Below are 24,718 nucleotides of genomic sequence, written 5' to 3' on the forward strand. Positions count from 1 at the left end.
CATATGTCTAACCGGGGTGCCTCCAAGGCTGTCACCCCGCGTGAAGCCGTGCCTATAGACCGGTTGCAGCGGTTTGGGAAGGGGCAAAGCCCCCTGCCCGGTGCCTCCGGCGCACTATTCCTGCCAGCGGCCGCCGAAATCCTCGGGGATCAGCAGATTATGGCGCCCCAGCCCCTCGACGGAGCGTTCGCCGCACAGCGCCATTGTGGTGTCCAACTCCTTGCGAATCACCTCCAGCGCTGCCGTCACGCCCTTTTGCCCCATCGCGCCCAGGCCATAGACAAAGGCCCGCCCGATCATGGTGCCCTTGGCGCCCAGCGCCAGCGCCTTCAGCACGTCCTGGCCGGAGCGGATGCCGCTGTCCAGATGCACCTCGACGTCATTGCCCACCGCATCCATGATCTCCGGCAGCATCCGGATCGAGCTGAGCGCGCCGTCCAGCTGCCGCCCGCCGTGGTTGGAAACCACGATGGCATCGGCGCCCAGCTTGGCCGCCATCCGTGCATCCTCGGCGTCCAGGATCCCCTTGAGGATCACCTTGCCGCCCCACATCTCCATCAGCTTTTCGACCTTGCCCCAGTCCAGCGCCGGGTCGAACTGCTCTGCCGTCCAGACGCCCAGCTGCGAGGTGTCGGAGACGCCCTGCACGTGGCCGACGATATTGCCGAAGTTGCGCCGCTTGGCGCCCAGCATCTCGATACCCCAGGCCCATTTGGTCATCAGGTTGGCAATGGTTTTGGGCGTCAGCTTCGGCGGCGCGGACAGGCCGTTTTTCAGGTCCTTGTGGCGCTGGCCCAGGATCTGCAGATCCAGCGTGATCACCAGCGCCGAGCATTTGGCATCCTTGGCGCGCTGGATCAGGCGGCGGATATAGTCCTCGTCCTTCATCGTATAAAGCTGGAACCAGAACGGTTTGGAGGTCGCCTCCGCCACTTCCTCGATCGAGTTGATCGACATGGTGGACAGCGTGAACGGCACCCCGAATTCCTCAGCCGCCTTCGCCGCCTTGATCTCGCCGTCGGCGTGCTGCATCCCCGTCAGCCCCACCGGCGCCAGCGCCACCGGCATGGCCACGTCCTGACCGATCATCCGGCTGGCTGTGGTCCGCCCGGTCATGTCCACGGCCACCCGCTGGCGCAGGCGGATCTTCTCGAAATCGGAGGTGTTCTCGCGGAAGGTCTGCTCGGTCCAGCTGCCGCTTTCGGCATAGTCAAAGAACATCCGCGGCACACGGCGTTCATAGATGCGCTTGAGGTCGTTGATATTGGTGATCACCGGCACCGGACAGTCTCCCGCTTTCGTTTGGTAAAGTTTTCTTACCAATCCAGCCAGACAAAAGCAACGCTGCCTTTGCCGCACCCCTTGAGACGCAAAAACCGCACCCGAAGGCGCGGTTTTTGAAGTTCGTTTTGGTCTATTCAAATGGTTCCGCCCGGCGTGCATTCCAGGTCCGGACGCTTAGCCCTTGTGGGCGCCATCCGCGAGGGACTTCACAAACGCCAGCACCTCATCCGGCGACTTGCCCGAACCGATCTGGCTGACAATGGCGCTGCCCACCACCGCGCCATCGGCAACCGAGGCGATGTTCTGTGCCTTCTCCGGCGTGTTGATACCGAAGCCCACGATGACCGGCAGATCGGTGGCCGCCTTGATGCGGGCGACCTCGGGGCCGACGTCGCCTGCCTCGGCCTCAGCGGCGCCGGTGATGCCGGTGATCGACACGTAATAAACAAAACCGGAGGTGTTCTGCAGCACCTTGGGCAGGCGCTTGTCATCGGTGGTCGGGGTCGCCAGACGGATGAAGTTCAGCCCCGCCTTCTGCGCCGGGATGCACAGTTCTTCATCCTCTTCCGGCGGCAGGTCCACCACGATCAGACCGTCGATGCCCGCGGCCTTGGCGTCCTCCAGGAACGTCTCCACGCCGCGGTTATAGATCGGGTTGTAATACCCCATCAGCACGATCGGGGTGGTGTCGTCGCCCTTGCGGAAGTCGGCGGCCAGCTGCAGCGTCTTTTCCAGTGTCATGCCGCCGTCCAGCGCCCGCTGCCCGGCCAGCTGAATGGTCGGCCCGTCGGCCATCGGATCAGTGAACGGCAGGCCCAGCTCAATGATGTCCACACCTGCGCCCGGCAGCCCCTTCACCACCTCCAGCGAGGTCTCGTAGTCCGGGTCGCCCGCCATCACATAGGTGACAAAGGCTTTCTTTCCGGCGGCGTTCAATTCGGCGAATTTGGCATCAATGCGGGTCATGGGCGGGCCTTGCTTTCAGGTTTCCGCCCCGGTGTGCCGAATGTTGCGCGGGAAATCAATCCCGCGCCGCACCGGCCCGGCTCAGCCGCCCAGCGGAATGTGCCAGCGCAGCGTCAGCGTGTTCACGCCCGGGTTCTCATCCGCGGTTGAGGCGTTGGACTTGTGGCTGAACGCCAGGGACACCGCCCTGCCGCTGTGGAACCGCTTGCCCACCGCCAGAAGGGTGCGGATTTCAAAGGCGGAGCCCAAGTCGTTTGCATCGGAGCTTTCGTGATAGGCGCCAGGCATTACGCTGGTCTCGATGAACCAGTCGTTGTTCAGACCGATAACTCCGCTGATGCCGACGCCGGCAAACACATCGCCCGCCTCCTGCACCTCCAGCCCGGCGCCGAAGCGGGCCGACAGCCGCCCGCGCTCATAGAACGGCGCGTGCAGGTAATCCACTGCGAACACTGCGCTGTCTTCCGCCGCATCCCGGTGATAGTCGGAATACCCCAGCCCCAGCGTTACCTCCTGAGCAGCCGCAGGCAAGGCCATGGCAGCCGACAATGCTGCCGCCAGCAAAGCTGTCTGTTTCATTTCAAGCCCCTCGCAGAATTATTTATTTGGCATAAAGATATTTTTTTGCAGAGGTTTTCCAAGCCGCCTCACGAAAAAGCAATATGAGGTCCCCCTGTGCAACGCCGCACAGAAGACGATTGTGGCGCTTTTGCCAGCCATACTTGCCTTGCGCGCACGCCCAATGCTGCCTAGAAGCAGCTCCCAAGTGGCATCAGGAGGCCGAAATGGGCTTTAAAATGGGAATCGTCGGCCTGCCCAACGTGGGCAAGTCGACGCTGTTCAACGCGCTGACCAAAACCGCCTCGGCGCAGGCGGCCAACTTTCCGTTCTGCACCATCGAACCCAACGTGGGTGAGGTTGCGGTGCCGGACGCACGGCTGGACAAGCTGGCGGAGATCGCCAAGTCGAAACAGATCATCCCGACCCGGATGACCTTTGTCGACATCGCGGGCCTGGTGAAGGGCGCCTCCAAGGGCGAGGGCCTGGGCAACCAGTTCCTGGCCAACATCCGTGAAACCGACGCAATTGCCCATGTGCTGCGCTGCTTTGAAGACGGCGACGTGACCCATGTGGACGGCCGCGTCGACCCGGTCGCCGATGCCGAGGTGATCGAGACCGAGCTGATGCTGGCGGACCTCGAAAGCATCGAGAAGCGCCGCGCCAACCTGGTGCGCAAGCTCAAGGGCAACGACAAGGAAGCCCAGCAGCAGGACCGCCTGCTGGCGGCCGCGCAGGCAATGCTGGAAGACGGCAAGCCCGCCCGCCTTGTCGAGGTCGACGCCGAGGACGCCAAGGCCTGGAAGATGCTTCAGCTCCTGACCACCAAGCCGGTGCTTTATGTCTGCAACGTGGGTGAGTCGGAATCGGTCGAGGGCAATGAACACTCCGCCAAGGTCGCTGAAATGGCCGCGGCGCAGGGCAACGCCCATGTCATCATCTCGGCCCAGATCGAGGAAGAGATCAGCCAGCTGGAAGCCGAAGAGGCCCAGATGTTCCTGGAGGAAATGGGCCTGGAAGAGGCCGGTCTGGACCGGCTGATCCGCGCGGGCTATGACCTGCTGCACCTGGAGACCTATTTCACCGTCGGCCCCAAGGAAGCACGCGCCTGGACCATCCGCACCGGCACCGCGGCACCGCAGGCGGCCGGCGTCATCCACGGCGATTTCGAGAAGGGTTTCATCCGGGCCGAAACCATCGCCTATGACGACTTTATCGCCTGCAACGGCGAACAGGGCGCCAAGGAAGCCGGCAAGATGCGGGCCGAAGGCAAGAGCTACATCGTCAAGGACGGCGATGTGCTGCACTTCCTGTTCAACACCTGATCCCTGAACCGTTTTCAGGAGACTGCGGCCCGCCATACCCTTGGCGGGCCGCAGTTTTTTGCGGCACCGGGATTGACCTTGGCACACGCTTGGCCATCCTGTCCGCGGCCCGCGCCGGAAATCCCGGGACGGGCGACGCAATTGCTCTACTATTATGCCGGAACGCCGCCCCGGAATGCGGCCCCGACTTGCTGCGAGGACAGGCCTCCCATGGAAAAAGACGACGCCATCAATGTTCTGGGCGGCCCGCTGGCACCTTGTTCCACTGCGCCGGTGACCGGCTTTTTCCGCGACGGCCATTGCAACACCTGTGCCGAGGATCATGGCAGCCACACCGTCTGCGTGGTGACCACGGCTGAGTTCCTGGCCTTCAGCAAATACGTGGGCAACGACCTGTCCACCCCGCGGCCCGAGTTCGGATTTGCGGGCCTCCAGCCCGGCGACCGCTGGTGCCTGTGCGCGGCACGCTTCCTGCAGGCCGCGGATGAGGGCTGCGCCCCCAGAGTGCACCTGGAAGCGACCCACATGCGGGCGCTGGAAATCGTGCCGCTGAGCATCCTGCAAAGCTACGCGGCCGACCCGGCCTGAGCGCAGAAGTTTATGGTCTGCAACGAAAAAGGCGCCCCGCAGGGCGCCTGATCCTTTTTGCCTTGGCCGAATGGCTCACTCCTCGAAGGTGCGGCCTTCCTCTGTGTCGGACATGTCAAAGCCCAAGTGCTTGGCGACGGTGAACACGTCCTTGTCGCCGCGGCCGCACATGTTCATCACGATGATATGGTCCTTGGGCAGATCGGGAGCGATTTTCATCACATGGGCCAGCGCGTGGGAGGGCTCCAGCGCCGGGATGATGCCCTCGGTGCGGCAGCTGACCTGGAAGGCCTCCAGCGCTTCCTTGTCGGTGATCGAGACATATTCGGCACGGCCCGTGTCATGCAGCCAGGAATGCTCGGGGCCGATGCCCGGGTAATCGAGACCGGCGGAGATCGAAAAGCCCTCCTGGATCTGGCCGTCATCGTCCTGCAGCAGATAGGTGCGGTTGCCATGCAGCACGCCTGGGCGGCCGCCGGTCAGCGACGCGCAGTGCTCCATCCGGTCGTCCACGCCCTTGCCGCCGGCCTCGACGCCGATGATCTTCACCGAGGGATCATCCAGGAACGGGTAGAACAGCCCCATCGCGTTGGAGCCGCCGCCGATCGCGGCAATAACGGTGTCCGGCAGGCGGCCTTCGCCTTCCTGCTCCTCCAGCTGCCAGCGGACTTCCTTGCCGATCACCGACTGGAAGTCGCGAACCATGGCCGGGTACGGGTGCGGGCCCGCGACGGTGCCGATGCAGTAGAAGGTGTCGCGCACGTTGGTCACCCAGTCGCGCAGCGCGTCGTTCATCGCGTCCTTGAGGGTGCCGCGGCCGGAGGTGACCGGGATCACTTCGGCGCCCAGCAGGCGCATGCGGAAGACATTCGGGGCTTGGCGGCGCACGTCATGCGCGCCCATGTAGACCACGCATTTCAGGCCGAACTTGGCGCAGACGGTGGCGGTGGCCACGCCGTGCTGGCCCGCGCCGGTCTCAGCGATGATCCGGGTCTTGCCCATGCGCCGCGCCAGCAGGATCTGGCCCAGCACGTTGTTCACCTTGTGCGCGCCGGTGTGGTTCAGCTCGTCACGCTTCATGTAGACCTTGGCACCGCCCAGTTCTTCGGTCAGGCGCTCTGCAAAATAGAGCGGGCTGGGGCGGCCGACATAGTGCTTCCACAGGCTGTCCATCTCGGCCCAGAAGGAGGGGTCGTCCTTGGCTTTGTTGTATTCTTCTTCCAGGCTCAGGATCAGCGGCATCAGGGTTTCGGACACGAAACGCCCGCCAAAGATACCGAAACGGCCATTTTCATCCGGACCGTTCATGAAGCTGTTGAAAAGATCGTCGGCCATAGGTGTTCCCTCACTTTCGCAGCGCCCGCAATGACTATAGCGCGGCAGCGCCTTGGTAAAGAGGACTCTGCGCAAGCAGGTCTGCCCGGCTGGGGCTGCCGCCCTGCCGGTTCGTTTGCTCATTCTGTCATGCTGCCGGCCCTAAAGGTCTGGCGGAGAAGGATGGCGGCGCCGCCACAAAGGCGGAGGCGGGCGGGCGTATCCGCCCGCGTGCTAAACGTTGTCTCTGCACGTCCCCTGCCAAGGGGCCCTGTTCCAAGGTGCCAGGGGTGTCAGGCCCGGCGGTGACCGCGATCAGGGGCCACTATGGCAGACCCGGCTTAATACAGGATGAGAGCAGCGTTCGGCGGAGCCGCAACACTCAAGCCGAGCGGTTGCGGGACGCTGTTGCGCAATGAGTATTTTTTGGAAAGATGAAGCCATTGGCCAATGCCCCTTCACCTTTCTTCAAATACTCAAAATCCGCCGCCTGCCCCGCGGAACAGCGGGGCGGCGGCGCGGCGGCGCGAGGAAGTCAGCCGCGGGCGGCGTGTGCGGCCCGGGTGAAGCTTTCGATCAGCGCGGCGTCCTTTTGGCCCGGCGCGTTTTCAACGCCGGAGGAGACATCCACCTGCCGGGCGCCGGTCATGCGGATCGCCTCGGCCACGTTGTCCGGGGTCAGGCCGCCGGCCAGCATCCAGGGTTTCTGCCAGTATTTGCGCCCCGCCAGCAGCCGCCAGTCGAAGGCCAGGCCGTTGCCGCCGGGCAGCTCCGCCTCCTTGGGCGGTTTGGCGTCGATCAGCAGCTGGTCCGCCACCTGCTCATACTCAGCAATCTGCGGCAGATCCGCGGCATCGGCGATGCCCACCGCCTTCATCACCGGCAAGCCGTAGCGGCTGCGCACCTCGGCCACGCGTTGCGGGCTTTCCTTGCCGTGCAGCTGGAGCATGTCGAGCGGTACGGCGCTGGTGATAGCATCCAGCTCCGCGTCGGTGGCATTCACGGTAAGGGCCACTTTGCAGAGGCCCACGGGCGCTTCGACGGCCAGCGCGGCGGCCTGTTCGATGCTGACGTTGCGGGGCGACTTCGGGAAGAAGACAAACCCCGCGTAGGCTGCGCCTGCCGCTGCAACGGCGGCCACATCCTGCGGGGTGCTAAGCCCGCAGATCTTGACCCGGATGTCCGTCATGACCGGCTCAGCTTGCGTCTTCGAGAAGCGCCAGGACTTCGTCCTTGCCTTCGTGTTTCTGCTTTTTCAGCCGCTTCACTTCGCGGTTAAGCTTGCGCGCCTCGCGGGCCTTTTCGGCCGCTTCGCGGCGGTGCTTGTGCTCGCGGATCCATTCCCACAGGAAGCCGAGCACCAGACCGGCGCCGACCCCGCCCAGAACCACCGCAAACAGCGGCAGCGAGATGCCCGGATTAAAACCGAACAGCTCACCCAGTGCCTCGGGCATCAGTTTGAGCTCAACAAAACTGCGGTTTGCAAGGCTCACCGACACCAGCACGATGGCCAGAGCCCCCAGAACCGCGTAGCGAATGTAACGCATCAGGCTTTCCCGTTCAGGCGGTCCCTCAAGAGCTTACCCGTCTTGAAGAACGGCACATGTTTTTCCTCGACATGGACGGTTTCACCGGTGCGGGGATTGCGGCCGACCCGCGAGTCCCGCTTCTTGACCGAAAAAGCGCCAAAGCCGCGCAGTTCGACCCGGTCGCCCCGGGCCATCGCGTTGGTCACTTCCTCAAACACCGTGTTCACGATCCTCTCCACATCCCGCTGATACAGGTGCGGGTTTTCGTCTGCAATCTTCTGAATCAACTCAGAGCGGATCATGATCTGTCTTCCTCCCAGGCTGCCATAATGTTTTGGCTATTATTCTGAGAGTATAGGAAAAATTCCCGCGCGGGGGAACAAAATGCCGCATGCAGGGCGGGAAATCCGGCAAGAGTTCACCCGCTTTGCAGGCTGCCGGGGCCGGATCAGGCGCCGCCGCGCGGCGCTGCGCCGCGGCATCCGTGGTCCGGATGCCGCAGCAGCTCCAGTTGATTCGGGTCCCGCAGCCTGCCGGACGGCGGCCTTAGTGGCAGGGATGGACTTGGGTTCCGGCCGCCTTGGCGTTCGCCGGGGTCCAGGCCGGATTTGCTGAGCGGGTAACGCCGCTGACATCCCGCTGAGAAAGGCTGACATTCCAAGCCGGGTTCAACCACACGGTGGCGGAATTGGCGTCACCGGCCCGGGAGAGTGTGCCGTGCACGGAGACGCTCAGGTTTGCCGCGTCATGCTGTGCCGTGATTGTCAGCCGGTCCCCTGCTGCTGCGGTTTCGGGACGATCCAGCAGGTAAGCCGTGCGTCCCCAGTGCCCGGCAGCGTCCAATCCGTTTGCCACCAGAATGCCAGGCGCCAGCTGCATCTCGAAACTGACAAAAACCGCGTGAATAGTGCCGGCGGCGGTACAGGTCAGATCCCTGGCGATGCGCCCCGGGTTGATGGTCGGCCTGGTGAAATCGAAGTGAAACAGGTCTGCCGCCGGCCCCAGGGCGCGCAGCCCGCAGGCCGCAAAATCGTTAGGGGGCAATTGCGCGACCCGCGCAAAACGGTGAAAGGCGCTCAGGTCGAAGCCTTCCGCCTCTTGCGGGCGCCACAGGTCCAGCAGGCCGCCGCTTTCGACGGGCTGCGCCAGCAGCGTCCCCCGTTCCGGAATCGCGCGCGCGCCCGGCTTGGCCAGTTCGGACATGGCGTGGGTCAGTGTCGCGAGCGCGCCCTCGCCAAGCAGAACGGTATCGACGATTTCCGAGATCACGACATCGGCCGGTTCCGGCATGTCCTCGCCCATGGTGATGTCGTGCGACCATTTCGGGATCACGGTGATCCGGTCGCTCAGACCGTTGTCTGCGATGACTTGGGTCGCGGCCTGCGCAATCAGCGGCTGCTGTTCGCAGGTGTAGACATGTTTCGCACCGGCGCGGGCCGCCAGCATCGCGGTCAGACCAGCTCCGCAGCCGATGTCCAAAACCACGTCCCCCGGCCTTACCTTGGCCGCGATGGCCTTGGCATAGGCTTGGTTGCGGGCGGTGTCCGCCAGCATCGGAAAATGCCAGCGGGGGACAAACGTCTGATGCAGCCGCTCCTGCAGAACCTGGGCTTCGTGGTGGTGCGGATCTGCTGCCAAAGCTTCCGCGAGGATCTGAGAGGTCCGCAGACCGCCGTCCTTAAGAGGTTCGGATTTTGCGCGCCAGACGAGTTTTTCTGCCACTTCGGCGCCATGATGAGAGTTTGCGTGCGCCGGATTAGCCGAGTGTCCTTTGGTCAACTTTTAGTCTTCCTGATTTGAAGAAAATGCGATTGTTTCGACTATCCATCAGGCGCCGCTAAAAAATGGTGAAGGCGAAGCAGGGACTGCAGGTCAAATGCCGCAAAAGAAAAAGCCCCGCAGTTGCCTGCGGGGCTTTGTGTTGTCCGCCGTGAGGCCGGGGAGATTAGTCGCCCGACTTCAGTGCGGCACCCAGGATGTCGCCCAGCGATGCGCCGGAGTCCGAGGAGCCATACTGTTCCACTGCTTCTTTCTCTTCCGCGATCTCGCGCGCCTTGATGGACAGGCCCAGGCGGCGGGTCTTGGAGTCGACGTTGGTGACGCGCACGTCGACCTTGTCGCCAACCGAAAAACGCTCGGGGCGCTGGTCGGCACGGTCGCGGGCCAGGTCGGAGCGGCGGATGAAGGACTTCATGCCTTCGTATTCCACTTCGATGCCGCCGTCTTCGATCGCGGTCACTTCGACGGTGATCACGGAGCCGCGCTTCACGCCGCCCACGGCTTCGGCGAACTTGTCGCCGCCCAGAGCTTTGATCGACAGCGAGATACGCTCTTTGTCGACGTCCACTTCGGAGACAACGGCCTGAACCACGTCGCCTTTGCGGTAGTTCTGGATCGCATCTTCACCGCGCTCGTCCCAGGACAGGTCGGAGAGGTGAACCATGCCGTCGATGTCGCCGTCGAGGCCAATGAACAGACCGAATTCGGTGATGTTCTTGACTTCGCCTTCGACCTGGGTGCCTTCCGGGTGAGTCTCGGCAAAGACTTCCCACGGGTTGCGCATGGTCTGCTTGAGGCCCAGGGACACGCGGCGCTTGGCACCGTCGATTTCCAGAACCATGACGTCGACTTCCTGGGAAGTGGAGACGATTTTGCCCGGGTGGACGTTTTTCTTGGTCCAGGACATCTCGGAGACGTGGACCAGACCTTCGACGCCCGGCTCCAGCTCAACAAATGCACCGTAATCGGTGATGTTGGTGACGCGGCCCTTGTGAACGGAGTTCAGCGGGTACTTGGCGCCAACCAGATCCCACGGATCTTCCTGCAGCTGCTTCATGCCCAGGGAGATACGGTGGGTCTCTTTGTTGATCTTGATGACCTGAACCTTGACGGTTTCGCCGATCGACAGGATCTCGGAAGGGTGGTTCACACGGCGCCATGCCATGTCGGTGACGTGCAGCAGGCCGTCAACGCCGCCCAGGTCAACAAACGCACCGTATTCGGTGATGTTCTTGACGACACCGTCCACTGCCTGGCCTTCGGACAGGTTGCCGATGACTTCGGCGCGCTGCTCGGCGCGGGACTCTTCGAGGATCGCACGGCGCGAAACCACGATGTTGCCGCGGCGGCGGTCCATCTTCAGGATCTGGAACGGCTGCTTCAGACCCATCAGCGGGCCAGCGTCGCGCACGGGGCGCACGTCAACCTGCGAGCCGGGCAGGAACGCAACAGCGCCGCCCAGGTCGACGGTGAAGCCGCCCTTGACGCGGCCGAAGATCGCGCCTTCGACGCGCTGATCGTCTGCGTATGCTTTTTCCAGGCGGTCCCAGGCTTCTTCACGGCGGGCCATCTCGCGGGAGATGACGGCTTCGCCACGGGCGTTTTCTGCCGAGCGCAGGAAGACTTCCACTTCGTCGCCGACTGCGATTTCAGCGGCTTCGCCGGGGTTTGCGAATTCTTTCAGATCAACGCGGCCTTCCATTTTGTAGCCGACGTCGATGATGGCCTGGCCGGCTTCGATTGCCAGCACTTTGCCTTTGACAACCGAACCTTCGTCCGGGGTGTCCATTTCGAAGCTTTCGTTCAGGAGGGCTTCGAATTCCTCCATCGATGCGTTTTGAGCCATGAGGTCTCAGGTTTCCTTTACTAACGGTTTTCTGGCCGGGCGGTTGTCTCCGCCGGTCTTGGTTAGCCCTACAGAACGTGGCCCGGAGCACATCTGATCAAACAAACACAAAGGGCCGAGGTATTCCCCAGCCCTGCTCAGATATGCCACCCGGACGTTGACCGCCCTTGTATTGACAGCGCGCGTATAGGCGGATTCCCGGGGTTGCGCAAGGGAAAAGCCCTGCTGGGCAAGGCGGAGGCGGCTTTGGGCAGCCCCCTGCCCCGCCTTTCGCCTGCCGGGGCCGCTTCAGGCCTGATCCCGGCGCTGGTATTCCTGCTCCAGCAGAACTACGCCCGTCATCAAATAGTCAACTGTCGAGCCCTCTCCCCGCAGGGGGAGCAGGATTTCGGTGGAGCTGCGGTATTCCGGCAGCGGGCCGACATAGGGCAGCGAGACCAGCAGCGGCCGGGGATTGGCGGCCGCTTCGGCAAAGCAGGTCCAGATCATGGACCCGGGCCCGAAGCCCGGACGTTCAGACAGGCGGGTGCCGGCGACCTTGGTGCTCAGCGTGTTGATGATCTTGCTGCGCACATAGAGCGCCTTGAAATCAGACAGCTCCCCGGTCCCTGTCCGCTCGATTTCGAAGACCGCCAGGATATTGGTCGCCGTGCTGATATACGGCAGGCTCAGCTCGGCGAGCCGCGGGAAAGCGCCCGCCTCCGAGGCGTTCTGCCAAAGCTGAAGAACGGGTTTCAAAGCGGGATCCAGGTCACTCGCAGAAAAATCAGCGGTAAACATGGATACTGGCACCCCTCGCAAAGTCTTAACTGACAGCACCAGACCCGACGGACCTGCGCCGAGGCCGAAAAGGGTGCCTGCCGGCCAGTATAATGCAGATGAAATGCATGAATAGTCTCCGCAGGCAAATTTTACCTGCGGAGAAACCGGCGGCAGGCGCGGCAAAAACCGCCTGCCGCCGGGGATCAGCCCTCTCAGGCGATTTCGGTCACGATGGTGTCGCGCGACTTGCGGACCTTTTTCATCGGCAGCAGCCAGTCGCCCTCCTCCTGGCGGTAGCCCAGCGGCAGCAGCACCACCGAGCGCAGGCCCTTGTCCCGCAGGCCCAGGATTTCATCGACCTTCGCGGGGTCGAAACCTTCCATCGGGGTGCTGTCCACTTCCAGCTCCGCGGCGGCGGCAAGCGCAAAGCCCAGCGCGATATAGGCCTGGCGGGCGGCGTGGTCGTGGTTGGTGCGTTCCTCGCGCGGCAAATAGGTCGCCTTGAGGTTCTCGTAATACTGGTTCAGCATCGGGATCTCGCCGCGCTCTTCGGTCATCTGGCGGGTCACCGAGTCGATGCGGTCTTCGGAGTAGTTGTCCCAGGCGGCAAAGACCAGCAGGTGCGAGCCATCGGTGATCTGGGCCTGATCCCAGGCGTGCGGTTGGATCTGCGCGCGGATTTCCGGGTTGGTAATGACGAAGACCTCAAACGGCTGGGTGCCCGAGGAGGTCGGTGCCATGCGGATCGCCTCGATGATCTGGTCGATCTTTTCCTGCGGAACCGCCTTGGCGGGGTCCATCTTCTTGGTGGCATAACGCCAGTTCAGCTTCTCGATCAGGGTGCTCTTGCTCATCTCATTGGTCCTTTCACGGCCGGTTGCCAGGGGTGGTATAGATTTGTGACTGGCTATATAAGCGGTACCGGATGGGGCACAAGAAGGCACATTTCTGAGCCCCGGTTACACGGAGGGAACCACCATGGCAGAAGGGCAATGCCCGGAATGCGGCCGTATCAACGAGGTGCTGTCGCGGGTCGGCGACCGCTGGAGCGTGCTGATCGTGATCTCGCTGGCGCAATACGGTGTGCTGCGGTTCAATGAGCTGAAGCGGCATCTGGGGATTTCCCAGCGGATGCTGAGCCTGACGCTGCGAGAGCTGGAGCGGGACGGGCTGGTGAAGCGCACCTATTACCCGACGATCCCGCCCAAGGTGGAATATGCGCTGACGCCGCTGGGCGAGTCGTTCCGCGAACCGGTCTGGGCCATGGGGCTGTGGGCGCTGGAGCATCTGCCCGCGATTGATGCGGCGCGGGCAGACTATGATGCCGCGGCGGAGGCGGAGAAAAAGACTGCCTGATGCAGAGGGCCGGAGCGGCTAGCCCCGGAACGCCCAGATGCGGGCGTCCCGCTTCAGCATTGCTTGTTCAGCGGCGTCCAGCCGGGCGGCTGCCGCAGCAGGATCGCGGCTGCCGCCTGCCTTGGTCCAGAGCCTGAGGGCAGACGCCGGGCTCCAGGGCAGGCAAGCGGAGGCCAGCCACTGCCGCAGGGGCGGCGGCAGCGCGTCGAAGGCCTGCATCGGGTCCCCTGCCCTGCGCCGCCGTTTCAGGCGCGAGTTGAGATTGCGGCGGGGCCTGCGGTCAGCCATTGCGGTGCCAGTTTGGGAAGGGATCGTCCAGCGCAGCCCAAGCTGGATCGAGACCGTCTGCGGCTTCCGGCACCAGGCAAGCATCCAGGCGGGCCGTGATCGCGGCCTTGTCCAGACCTGCGCCGATGAACACCAGCTCCTGGCGGCGGTCGCCCCAGGTTTCATCCCAGTTCTGCAGGAATTCACGCCGGGCTTCGGGGTGGCTGGGCCAGCGCTCGGACGGCACCGCGGCCCACCACAGGCCCAAAGGGCGGACCGAGGAGATGGCGCCGGCCAGAGAGAACTCCGCGGCCCAGTCCGGGCGGGTAGCCAGCCAGAAATGGCCCTTGGCACGGATCACGCCGGGCAGGTCGCCATTCAGCAACGCGTGGATTTTGGCAGGGTCAAAGGGGCGTTTGGCCCGATAGACGAAGGAGGAGATGCCGTATTCCTCGGTCTCGGGCACGTGGTGCTCGAAGCCATATAGCTCCTTGGCCCAGAGCGGATGTTCATGAGCCTTGTCAAAATCGAAGCGGCCGGTGTCGAAGATGCGGTCTCCGTCAACTTCGGAAAAGTCGGTCTGGATCACCTCGGCATCAGGGTTCAGCGCCTTGATCACCAGCATCGCTGCTTCGGTCTGGGCCGGGCCGGCCTCGGTCACCTTGTTCAGAATGATGACGTTGGAAAATTCGATCTGATCGGTCAGCAGATTGACCAGCGTGCGGTCGTCCTCCTCACCCAGGCTTTCGCCGCGGTCGCTGAGGAAGTCGTGGCTTGCGAAATCGCGTAGCAGGTTCACCGCATCGACCACGGTCACCATGGTGTCGAGGCGGGCCACGTCCGAGAGGCTCCGGCCCTCCGCATCGCGGAAATCGAAGGTCGCGGCCACGGGCAGCGGCTCGGCAATGCCGGTGCTTTCGATCAGGAGGTAATCAAAGCGCCCTTCGTCCGCGAGGCGGCGCACCTCTTGCAGCAGGTCGTCGCGCAGGGTGCAGCAGATGCAGCCGTTGGTCATTTCCACCAGCTTTTCGTCCTGTCGCGACAGTTCTGTTCCACCGCGCACAAGGTCCGCGTCGATGTTCACCTCGCTCATGTCATTCACGATCACTGCAACCCGGCGTCCCGCGCGGTTGTTCAGAACGTGGTTCAGCAGCGTGGTTTTCCCGGCTCCAAGAAACCCTGAAAGCACCGTGACCGGCAGCCTGTCATCCTTCATGCCCGAATCTCATTATGTTATATCGTAACCTTCACCGGGAGCACGCTTAGCAGCTTCCGGTGCGGCCTGCAATTCCCGGAAAGCTCCGGCGGCCGCCGGAACGCGGGCAGCCGCGTTTTCACACGCCGCTGCCACCTGCGGGGACAAAAGTTTTCAGTAAAACTTCTGGCAATTTTCTTGAGTAAGAAAATTGCACCGATGGCTGTTTAGAGGTCGATCTCCAGCACCCCGCCTGGCGCCAGTGCGCGGGACTGGCAGAGGATGATTGCCCCTTGGCGCTGCTTGTTCGACAGAACGAAGTCGCGGTGTTCGGCGTCGCCTGCGATCAGCCCGCATTTGCAAACGCCGCAGATGCCGTCAGAGCATTTCACATTCACATGGATACCGCTTTCAGCAAGTGCCTCAGTCGCAGTTTTTTCTGCCGGGACCCGTATCTCGCGCCCCGACTTCGCCAGCTTCAGGGTGAAGGGGTGGTTTTCATATTCCGGCTGTTCGGGGACCAAGAAATATTCCATGTGGCGGGCCTCTTCGGGGAAGCCGTTTGCCCGTGCTGTGTCGAGCACCGCTTGCATGTAGGCCTCGGGCCCGCAGGTATAGACGTGGCTGCCGGGTGTGTACTGCAGCACCTGCCTGAGGTCGGCGCGGGTGCCCTGATCCGAGAAATGCAGATGCACTTTTTCCGACCAAGGCACATGTTTCAAGTCATCCAGAAACCCGGCATTTGCACGTTTAGAGCAGGAATAGCGGAATTCAAAATCCCGGCCCAGCGCGTGCAGCCGGTGGGCCATGGCGATCATCGGTGTCACCCCGATGCCGCCGCCCATCAGGTAGGATTTGGCGGCGTCCTCATGCAGCGGGAAATGGTTGATGGGTTTGGAGATGAATACCACCCGGCCTTCTTCGAAGATCCGGTGCATCAGCTTCGAGCCGCCGCGGCCCGCGTCCTCGCGCAGCACGGCGATCTGATATTTCGAGCGGTCCGCCGGGTCGCCCGACAGCGAGTACTGGCGGAAGAATTCCGGGGCGACCACCACGTCAATGTGAGCACCGGCAGTTGCGGCAGGCAGCGGCGCATCATCCGGCAGGGTGAACTCGTATTTGGTGACAGCGTCCGTCATATGCTCTGCCTTTGAGAGCCGCACCCGCATCACCGGCGCATCGCCCTGATCGGCGGTATAGACATGCTCCGGCGGCAGGCCTGCTGCGCGGCGGCGCTTGTGCTCAGCGGCGGGGATCATCGCCTGATAGGCGGCAATCCCGGCCTCCCGGTCCATCGGCGACGGCCAGGCGTAGGGCGGCGGCGCCAGCGGCGCGGGGTAGACGGCCAGGGTCTGGTCCTCGAATTTCAGGTCCAGATCCTTGGAAAGCTGGCGGGCGTTCACCGGGTGCCGGGAGGGGGCGTAAGGCCCCTCCTCCACCATCTCCAGATCCCACCACCATTTCTTGGCGGTGTTGACCTCGCCATTGCCCAGTGCGTCGTCGAGCTTCGCCAGAAGCGGCGCGCTGCCGGGCAGGTTCATCGCGGCCCAGCGGAACGGCGCCTCGGCAAACAGGCCTTCGAGGTTCCAGGGGCAGGTCTTCATACAGCGGCCGCACATGGCGCCGCCGGGGACCGTGACCCGGTAGGTGGTGCATTTCTGGCTGTCGGATTTCCAGATCTCGTAGCCGTTGAACATCAGCTTGGGCCCGGCGGTGATTGCGCCGGAGGGGCATTCGCGGGCGCATTTGTTGCAAGCCTCGCAAAACCGCTGCAGGCCGAAGTCGACCGGCTTGTCATGCGTCATCGGCAGGCTGGTGGTGACGGCGCCGGATTTCAGGCGGGGTCCGAGGAAGGGATTGAGGATCACCTCGCCAATGCGGGAGACCTCGCCCAGCCCGGAGAGCAGCAGCAGCGGCGGCTGCAGCACCTCGCCGTCCATCACCGAATGCACGCGGGCGGTATAGCCGAGGTTGCGGATCTGTTGGGCGATCACCCCGCCCAGGAGCGAAAACCGCAGATAGGCGCGCATCGACTGGGCGCAGGCGATCCAGTCGTCGCCAGAGGCGCCCTCCATCGTTTCATGGCCCTGGTCGATGATGATGCTGATGGCGCTCTCGTGGTAGGGGGCCAGCGGCTCGCCTGCCGCGTCGTGGGAGTAATAGGCCCAATCCGGGCAGCGCGAGATCCCCACTGCATCACAGCCAAGGAAATAGGCCGCGGCCTTGATATTCGCGGCGTTGCGGGCGGCATCCGTGGCGCTGGGGTCAATTTGCGGCGCGGGCTCGCCATCCTGCAGCAGCACGAAGGCCGCGAGCGAGGAGCGGAAGGCAAAGGCAGAGGAGGACTTGCGGACGTAGTTGCCGTTCTTCGCCGCCTCCTGCGGGCCTTTGCCGAGGTCGCCGAACAGCGCCCGGGCAAACATGTCGGCTCGTTTGGGAACCCGCGCGACGTTCACCTCGTCGATATAGGTTGTCGGATCGTCCACCCGTTTCAGGGTCTCGAACGGGTGCGGTCCGTCCATGAAGCGGCGCTTGGCGTAGGGGTCGCGGGTGGCGGCGCTCTTGGCGTGGGCGCCGAGACCGAGCCGGTATTTGACCCCTGGCGTCTGGCCCGGTTCCAGCGGCTGATCGGGGGCTAGTTCCAGCGTTGTGGTGACGGCGGCGATCCCGAAGCGGCGGCCGAGGAAAGGGTTGGTGAGGCCGCCGTCCTCAAGGGTGGCAAGACCCGCCTGCACTGCGAGCCTGGCCAGATGCACATCCGTAGCAGCGCCGGTATGGGCGCGGGCTTCCCAGCCCAGAAGGCGGATGTAATTGGCGAGTGTAACCGCGGTTTCCGCCGCCCTCAGGCAGGCGCGCTGGTTTTGCGCGTCTGCGAGCCATTCGGTGCCGTCTTCCCCCGCTTCGGGGTCGCGGGGGAATTCATAGGCATAGACCAGCGCGTGGGTGTGGTGGCGGCAGTCCGCGGGCGGGGCCTGCATCGACTCGCGCAAAGACGCCATCACCACGTCGATGCCGGAGGCGAAGGTCTTGGTCTGCTTGGTGCGCAGCGTTTCCGCCAGCGCCGCCACATCCTGGTTCACCAGCGGTGTGTCCAGCCAGGCCGCGGACGGAACCGCGCAGGCGCCCGCCAGCGACGCGTCGCAGAAGTAGCCGAATGCCTTCAGGTGCTCCGTGCGCTCCTGCGGGCTGGCGGGGATATCTGCACGCTCCCTTTTCACCAGCCCTTCGCGTGTGGCATCCAGCATTGCCTGGTAGTCGCGCATTGCGTTGACGATGGAGAGCGGCGCATCGGGGCGGCGGAAGCTGATCTGCGGCAGGGGTGGAATGTTTTCCAGCTCCTCTAGGCCCTTGCGGCGGCGCAGCGACTCTTGCGGATAGGGTCCCAGATGCACCGGCCGGTTGCGGTAGGAGAACAGTTTACCCATGGTCACTCCCTGAATGCTAAAGCTTGGTGACGATGCGCGGCTCGTCCTGCAGCAGCTTGGCGGCAGCCGACCGCAACTGGGCGAGTTCCTGCCCGGTGAGCTTGGCCTCGAAATGCGCCGCGTTTTCCTGTGCGATGGGCAATACTTGTGTCAGCACGGACTGCCCCTGCGCGGTCAGCCGGACCTGGATGGAGCGGCCATCCCGCGCGCTGCTGCTGCGGGTGATGAAACCGCGCTCTTCCATATGCCGCAGCGTGCGTGAAGCGGCCGTGCGGTCGATGCCGATGAAACCTGCGATTTCTGATGGGGCGGTCAGCCCTTCCCCGCCAGCGGCCAGCAGCACGCACCACATCACGCGGGTCAATCCGAACTCTGCGATCCGCTGCTCAAAGCGGCGCTCGATCACCCTGGCCAGCATGGTCACCTGATAGCCGAGTGAGCGGTGGAGATGGAAACGGTCTTCAGTCATGATAATTGACAGTGTCAATCATTTAATTGACAGCGTCAACTATACTGCCGGATGGGTTTAACCGCTTGCCTAACATGAGACAGCCGCCCTGCGCCGCGCCCATAGGTTGCGCGAAACCAGCACAAAATGTGTTTTCTGTGCATCCTCTGTAGCGCACCCCGCCGCCAGGCGTGAGACTTTATTTTACCACACCCCCACTTCAAACATCTGAAAAATAACAATAAAAACGCTTCAAGAGGCAGAAGACATGCGCAGGAATGGGACCGGAGCCTATGCACGCGGCAAGAGCTTGTTAACCCTCTCACCTTAGTGTCACGAAACACCCAATGATTGAATTTCAGGACCCTAGTGAATGAGTATTTTGCTTCGGCTGTCATGTTTGATGTCTGCCGGATTGCTTTGCCTTCTGGGCCTCAGCGGGCACGTTTCGGCACAGGCGCAGGAAGGCCGAGGCGGACTGACGGTGGCATTTCTGCCGGTGCCGCCGTTTGCGCAGCGCTCTGCGGACGGCGGCCGCAGCGGATTCTTTGTCGAGCTGGCAGAAGAGATCGGCGCGGAGACCGGTGCTCCTATCAGCTATCTGGACGTGAAAACCTCCCACGAGTTCATCCGCCGGCAAGCTGATGGCGGCACCCAGCTCATCGCCGGTGTGGCGCGGCTTCAGCTGCTGGAGGAAACCAATGTGTTTTCCGCCCCGGTGGCATCGGAAACGCTGCGCCTGACTGTGTTGCGGCACCGGGCCGCGGAACTTGCGGGCAGCCCCCGCCGCGGTCTGCGCATCGGCATTGTGCCGCCGGCGGTCGGGTCGGCGGCTCAGGACCTTCTAGCCGCGAACGAGCCGGTGGAGTTCGTGACCCCGGAAGCGGCGCTGATGAACCTGCTGACCGGCGGCGTCGATGCGGTGCTTATCCCTGAACCCGTTGCCTTCTCGATTGCCAGGAACGCGCAGGTTGATGCCAAGATCAGCTTTCTCGATCCGCCGGTCCTTGCGTTCAGCCGCTTTGTCGCCCTGCACCGGAGCCGCGCGGACCTGCTGCCTGACATCGACGCCGCGCTTGCGCGAATGGAGGCGGATGGCCGCCTGCCCGCGCTGCGGCAGAAATACTTTCTTGATATCCCCAAACCGGTCCCCGAGGTGCTGACCGTGGGCGTCCGCCACAACCCGCCATACCAGACCGTCGAGCCGGGCGGCGTGTTTTCCGGGTTCGGTGTGGAGGTCCTGCGCGGGCTGGCGAAACGGGCGGGCCTCGCGCTGGAGTTCAAGCGGATTTCCCTGACGGAGTGGCGTGCAGGCCCCGGGCCCGGGCGCTATGACCTTTTACCCGACTTGCGGATCACCGGCGAGCGGCGCGAGATGATGGATTTCTCCATGCCGTTGGAACAAGTGCCGTATTCCGTGTTCACCCGCGCTGAGGATAAGGGCAAAATCACCGGGCTTGATGACTTGGCCGGACGCAGAGTTGCAGCGCTGCGGGGCAGCCCCCCGCTTGAGATTGCCGCAACGTATGAAGATGTCACGGTGCTGGCAGAAGAGACTGCGGATGCAGTGCTGGAGAGTCTATTGGATGGGCGCGCGGACGCTATTCTGGCACCCGCCGCAACGACACTGGCGCGGGCCCGGGAGTGGGCGGTGGCAGACCAGGTTGCCGCGGCCGGCCCGCCGGTCTTTGCCAGCGCGCGTGCCCCCGCGCTGCGGTTCGGCCTGGGTTCTGTCCGGGACCGGCTGAACGCGGTTATCCCGGGCTATCTGGCGTCCCGGGAGTTTGCCTGGCTGCGGGAGAAGTATTTTGGCACGCCGGAGTTCTGGACCCGCCCCCGCCAGTATGCGGTCGCGGGCACAGCGGGGGGGATCATCCTTGCATTGCTCGGCTTCCTCCTGTGGCAGCATCAGCGTCAGCGCCAGCAGGCATACGAACGCCAGGCGCGGGAGCTGGAGCTGGAACAGACCCACCGCCGACAGCTGTCAGCCATGGTGGAGCGGCTTGAGACCGCGAACCGGCAGCTTGCGGAATTCACCTATGCGATGTCGCATGATCTCAAGGCGCCGGCCCAGACGATGCGCGCGCTGCTGGCGGAACTGCGCGGCACATCCAGTGCCTGCCTGGATGTTGAAGGGCGCGAGATTCTGGATGACTTGGAGATTACCAATGCGCGCATGGCCCGGCTGGTTGAGGACCTTAAGGTTTTTGCCCGCTCCGTCGATGACGAACGGCCTGTTGAAGCCGTCGATCTGACCCGCGAGGCCGTGGCCGCGGCCGCTGACATTGCCGCCGACATCGCGGCCGCGGGCAGCGTCATTGAGACGGGTATGCTGCCGGCGGTGGAAGGCAACCCCGACCAGCTGAGGACGCTGATCCGGCAGCTGATCTCCAACGCGGTCGCCTACCGGGACCCAGAGCGCGGCAGCAGGATCGAGATCGCAGCAGGCCCGGAAGCTCCTGCGGGCTGGATCACCTTCAGCGTGCGCGACAACGGTATCGGGATTGAGCCGGAGTATCATGACCGGATTTTCGGTCTGTTCAAACGTTTGCACAGGCACAGCGACCGCCAAGGCTCCGGGATCGGCCTGACCTTGTGCGAGCGCATAGCGGCAAATCACGGCGGCAGGATCGGCGTTACCTCGCAAAAAGGGTCTGGCAGCACATTCACCGTCACGCTTCCGGAGAAGGCAAGTGGCAGAAGTCATTGAAAACCTGATGCTGATCGATGACGATCACGCTGATCTGAAACAGTTCAAGCGGGTGCTTGCGCGCACCGGGCTGGCGGGCCGCGTCACCGCGTTTGATGATGCGTCGGAGGCTTTTGACTACTTGGCTCAGAACGCCGATGCCACGGTCGATGCCATCTTCCTGGATATCAACATGCCGCGGATGAACGGGTTCGATTTTCTGGAGAAAGCCACCGCGGAGCTAGCCCAGCGGCTGGCCGGCACCATAGTCCTTATGCTGACCACCTCGGCCGACTCGGGCGACCAGCAGCGAGCGCAGCAATTCAACATCGTCCGCGGCTATCTGACGAAACCTCTGCATGAGGAGGATATTCGCCACGCTGTAAGGCTGCTGGCAAAGGCCCGCAGCTGAGACGGGACAGCGCAGTACAGGAGACTTTCCAATCAGCGCGACGGCGCCGGAGGACCAGATCCGGCAATTCAGCCCGGCCGCATAGGGCCGATTGGAATCCCGTGCTTTGCAGTTTTACATTCGGCGTGCCTGCAGACGGCCGCCTTCCGGAAGTGCCAGCTGTGCCCCTTGCTGCCCTGATCTCCAATTTGGATCAGGTACTCCCGGCAGCGGCCAGGCGCGGACGCCTGACCCGGACATAGGGTGTTCAGCAGCACGTGCGGCCGGCCAGCGGCGCAGGCTCTGACGGCGCGACCCCCCGGCGCGCCCACCCTATGTCCGGCAGGAGGCCCCCTCCCGGCCAGCAAAAGCAGGAGAAAGGGCTCTGAGCATGCGGGCATGCCGCATCGCCACGTTTAAACCGGCGGTTTGCCCTTCAATGCGCGCGCAATCATCGCAATGACGAAGAGAACCAGGAAAATAAAGAACAGAATCTTGGCAATACCGGCAGAGGCGCCGGCGATCCCGCCGAACCCGAGCAAGGCGGCGATCAAAGCGATAACCAAAAATGTAAGTGCCCAACCAAGCATAATTTCACTCCTTTTCAGCGAGGCTACCGAACATCGCAGCCGCTAGATAAACCCGGCTAGGCCGCGATTGTTCCCTGCCCCGGCCCGCAGCGGCGCCAGCTGGGCCCGTATCATCTGGTTGGACACTGGCCGGGCCAGCACAGGCCACCGCAGGCACGGTGAGTGCGCATCCAGCTCGTTTTCCGCGGCACTCCCCAAAAGGACCAGACGGCCGCCCCGGACTTGGACATCCCGGTCTATATGAAGCCGGGTCACCAGTTCGGAGCCCGCCTCAAAAAAGGCCACGGCAATCCGCTGGTAGCGGGAAAGCGCCATCAGCGCCGTATCATGCGCCTGCTGCACGCTGAGTTCAGCGGCAGGGTCGAAATCCAGAATGGCATCGCAGATATCGCAGGTAACCAAGTAGTTCCTGGACATGACCAGATAGACATGCGAGCAGCCTGGAGTAGGCATTTTCATTGCACCAGCCCCCCTATAGGCCTAGAGTGTGTATCCATTTCCCACCGGGCGCATTTAACTGCGACATAGCCGCCAGGGGAGCGCAATGTCTTCTACCGCCTGCCGCGAATGCCCGCTCCGCAAACGGGCCATTTTCACGCCGATGACGCGTGAGGAGGTGCTTTCAACGCAGCAGTTCAAAACCGGAGAACTGGTGGTGGATGCGGGTACGACAATTCTGCTGGAAGGCTCGAACAGCCCGCAGCTGTACACGGTGCTCAATGGAATGGGCACGCGTTACACAACGCTGGAAAACGGCCGCCGGCAGGTGATCAACTTCCTGTTTCCAGGAGATTTTGCCGGGCTGCAGGCCGGCCTGATGGGCGAAATGAAGCATTCGGTTGAGGCGACCACCGCGATGACGCTGTGTGTGTTCCGGCGTGCGGCGCTGTTTGAGCTGTTTGAGCAGGAGCCTCAGCGGGCCTATGATCTGACGTGGATCTCCGCGGTCGAAGAGCATTTTCTTGGCGAAACCATCGCCTCGCTGGGCCAGCGCGACGCAGCGCAGCGGATTGCCTGGGCGCTGGTGAGGATCTTTGAGCGCCTGAAGGCAGTTGGCATGGAGGAAAAGGGCACGGTACCGCTGCCCTTCAAGCAGCAGGATCTGGCAGATGCGCTTGGCCTGTCGCTGGTCCACACCAACAAAAAACTGAAAATGCTGCGGGACAGAAGACTGGCGCAATGGCACAACGGGAGGCTGAAGGTCAGCGATCTGCCTGCTTTGGCAAGCGTGGCGATGATCGATCTGGATGCGCCCGAACCCCGGCCGCTGATCTGACTGAAAGCACCGGATGCAGCCGGCCGGGAATGGCCGGTAGCCCCGCTTCTTCTTCCAGCACAATCCCGACGTTCTGGCGCCGAGGAGCCGCAGGCGGGTCCTTGGGCAAGCCCTGGGTACCGGTAATACGGCGCCCGCGGGTGGCCAACGCCTCCGATGCGGGGCCTGGCACTGCGCCCAGGCAGTGGTGCACTTGCAATCTAAAACTCTAGGAAACTGGCTGGAACCTTTCGCCGGGCTTGCGGGTTGGGACGGTACAATCCGCAACTGAAAGGACACGGCATGCTGTACTGGGCGCTCGTCTTCCTGGCCGTTGCCATCATTGCCGGAATCTTCGGATTTGGCGGCATCGCTTCGGCCTCCGCCGGGATCGCACAGATCCTGTTTTTTATATTCCTGGTGCTGTTTGCAGTGGCGCTGATCGTACGCTTGCTGCGCGGCTCCTCCCGTTGACGGCCGGGGCTGGCGGCAGCCGCTGAAGGCTGCCGCCCGCATTCCAGCCGCAGGCCGGACTGAACGTTTTCTGCCGTCCGGTTGTCCATCACCGCTTAGACCTTCTAGAAGTAAAGGAGTACTCCATGACTGGCGCGCTTTCCGCCACCCCAAGCCCTGACAAAGTCGAAACCGGTGTCCGCGATACCGGCCCCATCGCCAGCGGCTTGGCGGATGTGCTGGCCGACACCTACCGGCTCGTCTTCAAAACCCACGCCTATCACTGGAATGTGGAAGGCCCGGCTTTCTATTCGATGCACAAGCTGACCGAAGAGCAGTACGAGAACATGTTTGCCGCCGCCGACACGCTGGCTGAGCGCATCCGCGCGCTGGGGCACCTGGCGCCGTCGCGGATGGATGAGATCCTGAACCGCTCGAAGATTGAGGATGCCGACGGCGAGCTGACCGCCGGCGGTATGGCCAAGGACCTTGCCGCCAGCCATGAACGCATTGCCCACCGGCTGCACGCGCTTGCGGAGCTGGCCGGCAGCCGCCGCGATATCGTGACCGAGGACCTGGCCACAGGGCGCTCCGCGTTCCATGAGCAGGCTGCCTGGATGCTGCGGGCGCTGGCCAAATCCTGATCTGTAATTTCTCCCGCCTTCCTGCCGCCTCCTCCCGTTTTGCAGGAAGGCACC

25 protein-coding genes are annotated in these 24,718 nt (G+C 63.3%); 8 read left to right on the plus strand and 17 right to left on the minus strand.

Annotated features, from left to right (window positions below; translation table 11 throughout):
• Positions 1-114: 114 nt before the first annotated feature.
• From AC5STI_RS11745 to AC5STI_RS11755, 3 genes are all read right to left on the minus strand, one after another.
• Positions 115-1,281 (minus strand): alpha-hydroxy acid oxidase, encoded by a 1,167-nt coding sequence (locus AC5STI_RS11745; RefSeq protein WP_490399598.1) that lies wholly within the window; start codon positions 1,279-1,281, stop codon positions 115-117.
• A gap of 177 nt (positions 1,282-1,458) precedes the next feature.
• Positions 1,459-2,250, minus strand: a complete 792-nt coding sequence (gene trpA / locus AC5STI_RS11750; protein ID WP_490399597.1) for a tryptophan synthase subunit alpha — start codon at positions 2,248-2,250, stop codon at positions 1,459-1,461.
• Positions 2,251-2,331: 81 nt separating this feature from the next.
• Positions 2,332-2,829 carry an acyloxyacyl hydrolase gene (locus AC5STI_RS11755; RefSeq protein ID WP_490399596.1) on the minus strand — a complete coding sequence of 166 codons (498 nt, stop codon included), beginning with the start codon at positions 2,827-2,829 and terminating at the stop codon, positions 2,332-2,334.
• Positions 2,830-3,035: 206 nt separating this feature from the next.
• On the opposite strand from AC5STI_RS11755, the gene ychF reads away from it, so the two are divergent.
• The gene (gene ychF, locus AC5STI_RS11760; protein ID WP_495446779.1) at positions 3,036-4,133 is read left to right on the plus strand and encodes a redox-regulated ATPase YchF; all 1,098 of its coding nucleotides are present in this window, start codon (positions 3,036-3,038) and stop codon (positions 4,131-4,133) included.
• Positions 4,134-4,343: 210 nt separating this feature from the next.
• Entirely contained in the window at positions 4,344-4,721 is a 378-nt protein-coding gene (locus AC5STI_RS11765) for a DUF2237 family protein (protein WP_475047608.1), read from the plus strand.
• A gap of 75 nt (positions 4,722-4,796) precedes the next feature.
• On the opposite strand, the gene trpB is transcribed toward AC5STI_RS11765, so the two are convergent.
• From trpB to AC5STI_RS11805, 8 genes are all read right to left on the minus strand, one after another.
• Positions 4,797-6,056, minus strand: a complete 1,260-nt coding sequence (trpB, locus tag AC5STI_RS11770) for a tryptophan synthase subunit beta (protein ID WP_495446780.1) — start codon at positions 6,054-6,056, stop codon at positions 4,797-4,799.
• 514 nt (positions 6,057-6,570) lie between these two features.
• Positions 6,571-7,224, minus strand: a complete 654-nt coding sequence (locus AC5STI_RS11775) for a phosphoribosylanthranilate isomerase (RefSeq protein WP_495446781.1) — start codon at positions 7,222-7,224, stop codon at positions 6,571-6,573.
• Between the two features lie 7 nt (positions 7,225-7,231).
• Positions 7,232-7,582, minus strand: coding sequence for a lipopolysaccharide assembly protein LapA domain-containing protein (locus AC5STI_RS11780; RefSeq protein ID WP_490399592.1), 351 nt, complete (start codon positions 7,580-7,582; stop codon positions 7,232-7,234).
• Entirely contained in the window at positions 7,582-7,866 is a 285-nt protein-coding gene (ihfB, locus tag AC5STI_RS11785) for an integration host factor subunit beta (protein ID WP_008557618.1), read from the minus strand. Before ihfB ends, AC5STI_RS11780 begins: the two co-directional genes overlap by 1 nt.
• A 244-nt stretch (positions 7,867-8,110) precedes the next feature.
• Positions 8,111-9,343, minus strand: a complete 1,233-nt coding sequence (locus tag AC5STI_RS11790) for a class I SAM-dependent methyltransferase (protein ID WP_495446782.1) — start codon at positions 9,341-9,343, stop codon at positions 8,111-8,113.
• Positions 9,344-9,509: 166 nt separating this feature from the next.
• The gene (gene rpsA, locus AC5STI_RS11795) at positions 9,510-11,189 is read right to left on the minus strand and encodes a 30S ribosomal protein S1 (RefSeq protein ID WP_490399590.1); all 1,680 of its coding nucleotides are present in this window, start codon (positions 11,187-11,189) and stop codon (positions 9,510-9,512) included.
• A 288-nt stretch (positions 11,190-11,477) separates the two neighbouring features.
• Positions 11,478-11,927, minus strand: coding sequence for a hypothetical protein (locus tag AC5STI_RS11800; protein ID WP_495446784.1), 450 nt, complete (start codon positions 11,925-11,927; stop codon positions 11,478-11,480).
• 236 nt (positions 11,928-12,163) lie between these two features.
• Positions 12,164-12,805: an NAD(P)H-dependent oxidoreductase gene (locus tag AC5STI_RS11805; protein WP_475047626.1), complete on the minus strand. Its 642-nt coding sequence runs from the start codon at positions 12,803-12,805 to the stop codon at positions 12,164-12,166.
• Between the two features lie 124 nt (positions 12,806-12,929).
• Here AC5STI_RS11805 and AC5STI_RS11810 point away from each other — a divergent pair, with 124 nt between their 5' ends.
• A complete protein-coding gene (locus tag AC5STI_RS11810) occupies positions 12,930-13,307 on the plus strand; it encodes a winged helix-turn-helix transcriptional regulator (protein WP_490399587.1) in 378 nt (125 codons plus the stop codon).
• 18 nt (positions 13,308-13,325) lie between these two features.
• Here AC5STI_RS11810 and AC5STI_RS11815 read toward each other — a convergent pair whose 3' ends face one another.
• The 4 genes from AC5STI_RS11815 to AC5STI_RS11830 form a co-directional block, all read right to left on the minus strand.
• Positions 13,326-13,595, minus strand: a complete 270-nt coding sequence (locus AC5STI_RS11815; RefSeq protein WP_495446785.1) for a DUF6525 family protein — start codon at positions 13,593-13,595, stop codon at positions 13,326-13,328.
• The gene (locus tag AC5STI_RS11820) at positions 13,588-14,790 is read right to left on the minus strand and encodes a GTP-binding protein (protein ID WP_495446786.1); all 1,203 of its coding nucleotides are present in this window, start codon (positions 14,788-14,790) and stop codon (positions 13,588-13,590) included. Before AC5STI_RS11820 ends, AC5STI_RS11815 begins: the two co-directional genes overlap by 8 nt.
• Positions 14,791-14,996: 206 nt before the next feature.
• Complete coding sequence (locus AC5STI_RS11825; protein ID WP_495446787.1) at positions 14,997-18,194, minus strand: 2Fe-2S iron-sulfur cluster-binding protein; 3,198 nt, start codon at positions 18,192-18,194, stop codon at positions 14,997-14,999.
• 16 nt (positions 18,195-18,210) lie between these two features.
• Positions 18,211-18,663 carry a MarR family winged helix-turn-helix transcriptional regulator gene (locus AC5STI_RS11830; protein WP_495446788.1) on the minus strand — a complete coding sequence of 151 codons (453 nt, stop codon included), beginning with the start codon at positions 18,661-18,663 and terminating at the stop codon, positions 18,211-18,213.
• Between the two features lie 463 nt (positions 18,664-19,126).
• On the opposite strand from AC5STI_RS11830, the gene AC5STI_RS11835 reads away from it, so the two are divergent.
• A complete protein-coding gene (locus tag AC5STI_RS11835; protein ID WP_495446789.1) occupies positions 19,127-21,352 on the plus strand; it encodes a transporter substrate-binding domain-containing protein in 2,226 nt (741 codons plus the stop codon).
• Positions 21,336-21,743 (plus strand): response regulator, encoded by a 408-nt coding sequence (locus AC5STI_RS11840; protein WP_495446790.1) that lies wholly within the window; start codon positions 21,336-21,338, stop codon positions 21,741-21,743. Before AC5STI_RS11835 ends, AC5STI_RS11840 begins: the two co-directional genes overlap by 17 nt.
• A 395-nt stretch (positions 21,744-22,138) precedes the next feature.
• Here AC5STI_RS11840 and AC5STI_RS11845 read toward each other — a convergent pair whose 3' ends face one another.
• Together AC5STI_RS11845 and AC5STI_RS11850 are read right to left on the minus strand one after the other, a co-directional pair.
• On the minus strand, positions 22,139-22,312 hold the full coding sequence (locus AC5STI_RS11845; protein ID WP_475047645.1) for a DUF1328 domain-containing protein: 174 nt from the start codon (positions 22,310-22,312) through the stop codon (positions 22,139-22,141).
• Positions 22,313-22,354: 42 nt separating this feature from the next.
• The gene (locus AC5STI_RS11850; RefSeq protein WP_475047647.1) at positions 22,355-22,771 is read right to left on the minus strand and encodes a hypothetical protein; all 417 of its coding nucleotides are present in this window, start codon (positions 22,769-22,771) and stop codon (positions 22,355-22,357) included.
• A gap of 85 nt (positions 22,772-22,856) precedes the next feature.
• Here AC5STI_RS11850 and AC5STI_RS11855 point away from each other — a divergent pair, with 85 nt between their 5' ends.
• The 3 genes from AC5STI_RS11855 (at position 22,857) to AC5STI_RS11865 (ending at position 24,664) form a co-directional block, all read left to right on the plus strand.
• On the plus strand, positions 22,857-23,588 hold the full coding sequence (locus AC5STI_RS11855) for a Crp/Fnr family transcriptional regulator (RefSeq protein WP_495446792.1): 732 nt from the start codon (positions 22,857-22,859) through the stop codon (positions 23,586-23,588).
• A 282-nt stretch (positions 23,589-23,870) separates the two neighbouring features.
• Positions 23,871-24,041, plus strand: a complete 171-nt coding sequence (locus tag AC5STI_RS11860; RefSeq protein WP_475047652.1) for a DUF1328 domain-containing protein — start codon at positions 23,871-23,873, stop codon at positions 24,039-24,041.
• A gap of 125 nt (positions 24,042-24,166) precedes the next feature.
• The gene (locus tag AC5STI_RS11865) at positions 24,167-24,664 is read left to right on the plus strand and encodes a Dps family protein (RefSeq protein WP_495446793.1); all 498 of its coding nucleotides are present in this window, start codon (positions 24,167-24,169) and stop codon (positions 24,662-24,664) included.
• Positions 24,665-24,718: the final 54 nt, after the last annotated feature.

It is taken from the genome of Leisingera sp. CC-HEC096, assembly GCF_059429235.1.

Bases quoted from the DNA above. Each gene is read 5' to 3' on its own strand.
- AC5STI_RS11845 (WP_475047645.1), bottom strand. From the start codon at position 22,312: ATGCTTGGTTGGGCACTTACATTTTTGGTTATCGCTTTGATCGCCGCC.
- ihfB (WP_008557618.1), bottom strand. From the start codon at position 7,866: ATGATCCGCTCTGAGTTGATTCAGAAGATTGCAGACGAAAACCCGCAC.
- AC5STI_RS11820 (WP_495446786.1), bottom strand. From the start codon at position 14,790: ATGAAGGATGACAGGCTGCCGGTCACGGTGCTTTCAGGGTTTCTTGGA.
- AC5STI_RS11810 (WP_490399587.1), top strand. From the start codon at position 12,930: ATGGCAGAAGGGCAATGCCCGGAATGCGGCCGTATCAACGAGGTGCTG.
- AC5STI_RS11805 (WP_475047626.1), bottom strand. From the start codon at position 12,805: ATGAGCAAGAGCACCCTGATCGAGAAGCTGAACTGGCGTTATGCCACC.
- AC5STI_RS11815 (WP_495446785.1), bottom strand. From the start codon at position 13,595: ATGGCTGACCGCAGGCCCCGCCGCAATCTCAACTCGCGCCTGAAACGG.
- AC5STI_RS11850 (WP_475047647.1), bottom strand. From the start codon at position 22,771: ATGAAAATGCCTACTCCAGGCTGCTCGCATGTCTATCTGGTCATGTCC.
- trpB (WP_495446780.1), bottom strand. From the start codon at position 6,056: ATGGCCGACGATCTTTTCAACAGCTTCATGAACGGTCCGGATGAAAAT.
- trpA (WP_490399597.1), bottom strand. From the start codon at position 2,250: ATGACCCGCATTGATGCCAAATTCGCCGAATTGAACGCCGCCGGAAAG.
- ychF (WP_495446779.1), top strand. From the start codon at position 3,036: ATGGGCTTTAAAATGGGAATCGTCGGCCTGCCCAACGTGGGCAAGTCG.
- AC5STI_RS11780 (WP_490399592.1), bottom strand. From the start codon at position 7,582: ATGCGTTACATTCGCTACGCGGTTCTGGGGGCTCTGGCCATCGTGCTG.
- AC5STI_RS11855 (WP_495446792.1), top strand. From the start codon at position 22,857: ATGTCTTCTACCGCCTGCCGCGAATGCCCGCTCCGCAAACGGGCCATT.
- AC5STI_RS11825 (WP_495446787.1), bottom strand. From the start codon at position 18,194: ATGGGTAAACTGTTCTCCTACCGCAACCGGCCGGTGCATCTGGGACCC.
- AC5STI_RS11860 (WP_475047652.1), top strand. From the start codon at position 23,871: ATGCTGTACTGGGCGCTCGTCTTCCTGGCCGTTGCCATCATTGCCGGA.
- AC5STI_RS11865 (WP_495446793.1), top strand. From the start codon at position 24,167: ATGACTGGCGCGCTTTCCGCCACCCCAAGCCCTGACAAAGTCGAAACC.
- AC5STI_RS11830 (WP_495446788.1), bottom strand. From the start codon at position 18,663: ATGACTGAAGACCGTTTCCATCTCCACCGCTCACTCGGCTATCAGGTG.
- rpsA (WP_490399590.1), bottom strand. From the start codon at position 11,189: ATGGCTCAAAACGCATCGATGGAGGAATTCGAAGCCCTCCTGAACGAA.
- AC5STI_RS11775 (WP_495446781.1), bottom strand. From the start codon at position 7,224: ATGACGGACATCCGGGTCAAGATCTGCGGGCTTAGCACCCCGCAGGAT.
- AC5STI_RS11755 (WP_490399596.1), bottom strand. From the start codon at position 2,829: ATGAAACAGACAGCTTTGCTGGCGGCAGCATTGTCGGCTGCCATGGCC.
- AC5STI_RS11765 (WP_475047608.1), top strand. From the start codon at position 4,344: ATGGAAAAAGACGACGCCATCAATGTTCTGGGCGGCCCGCTGGCACCT.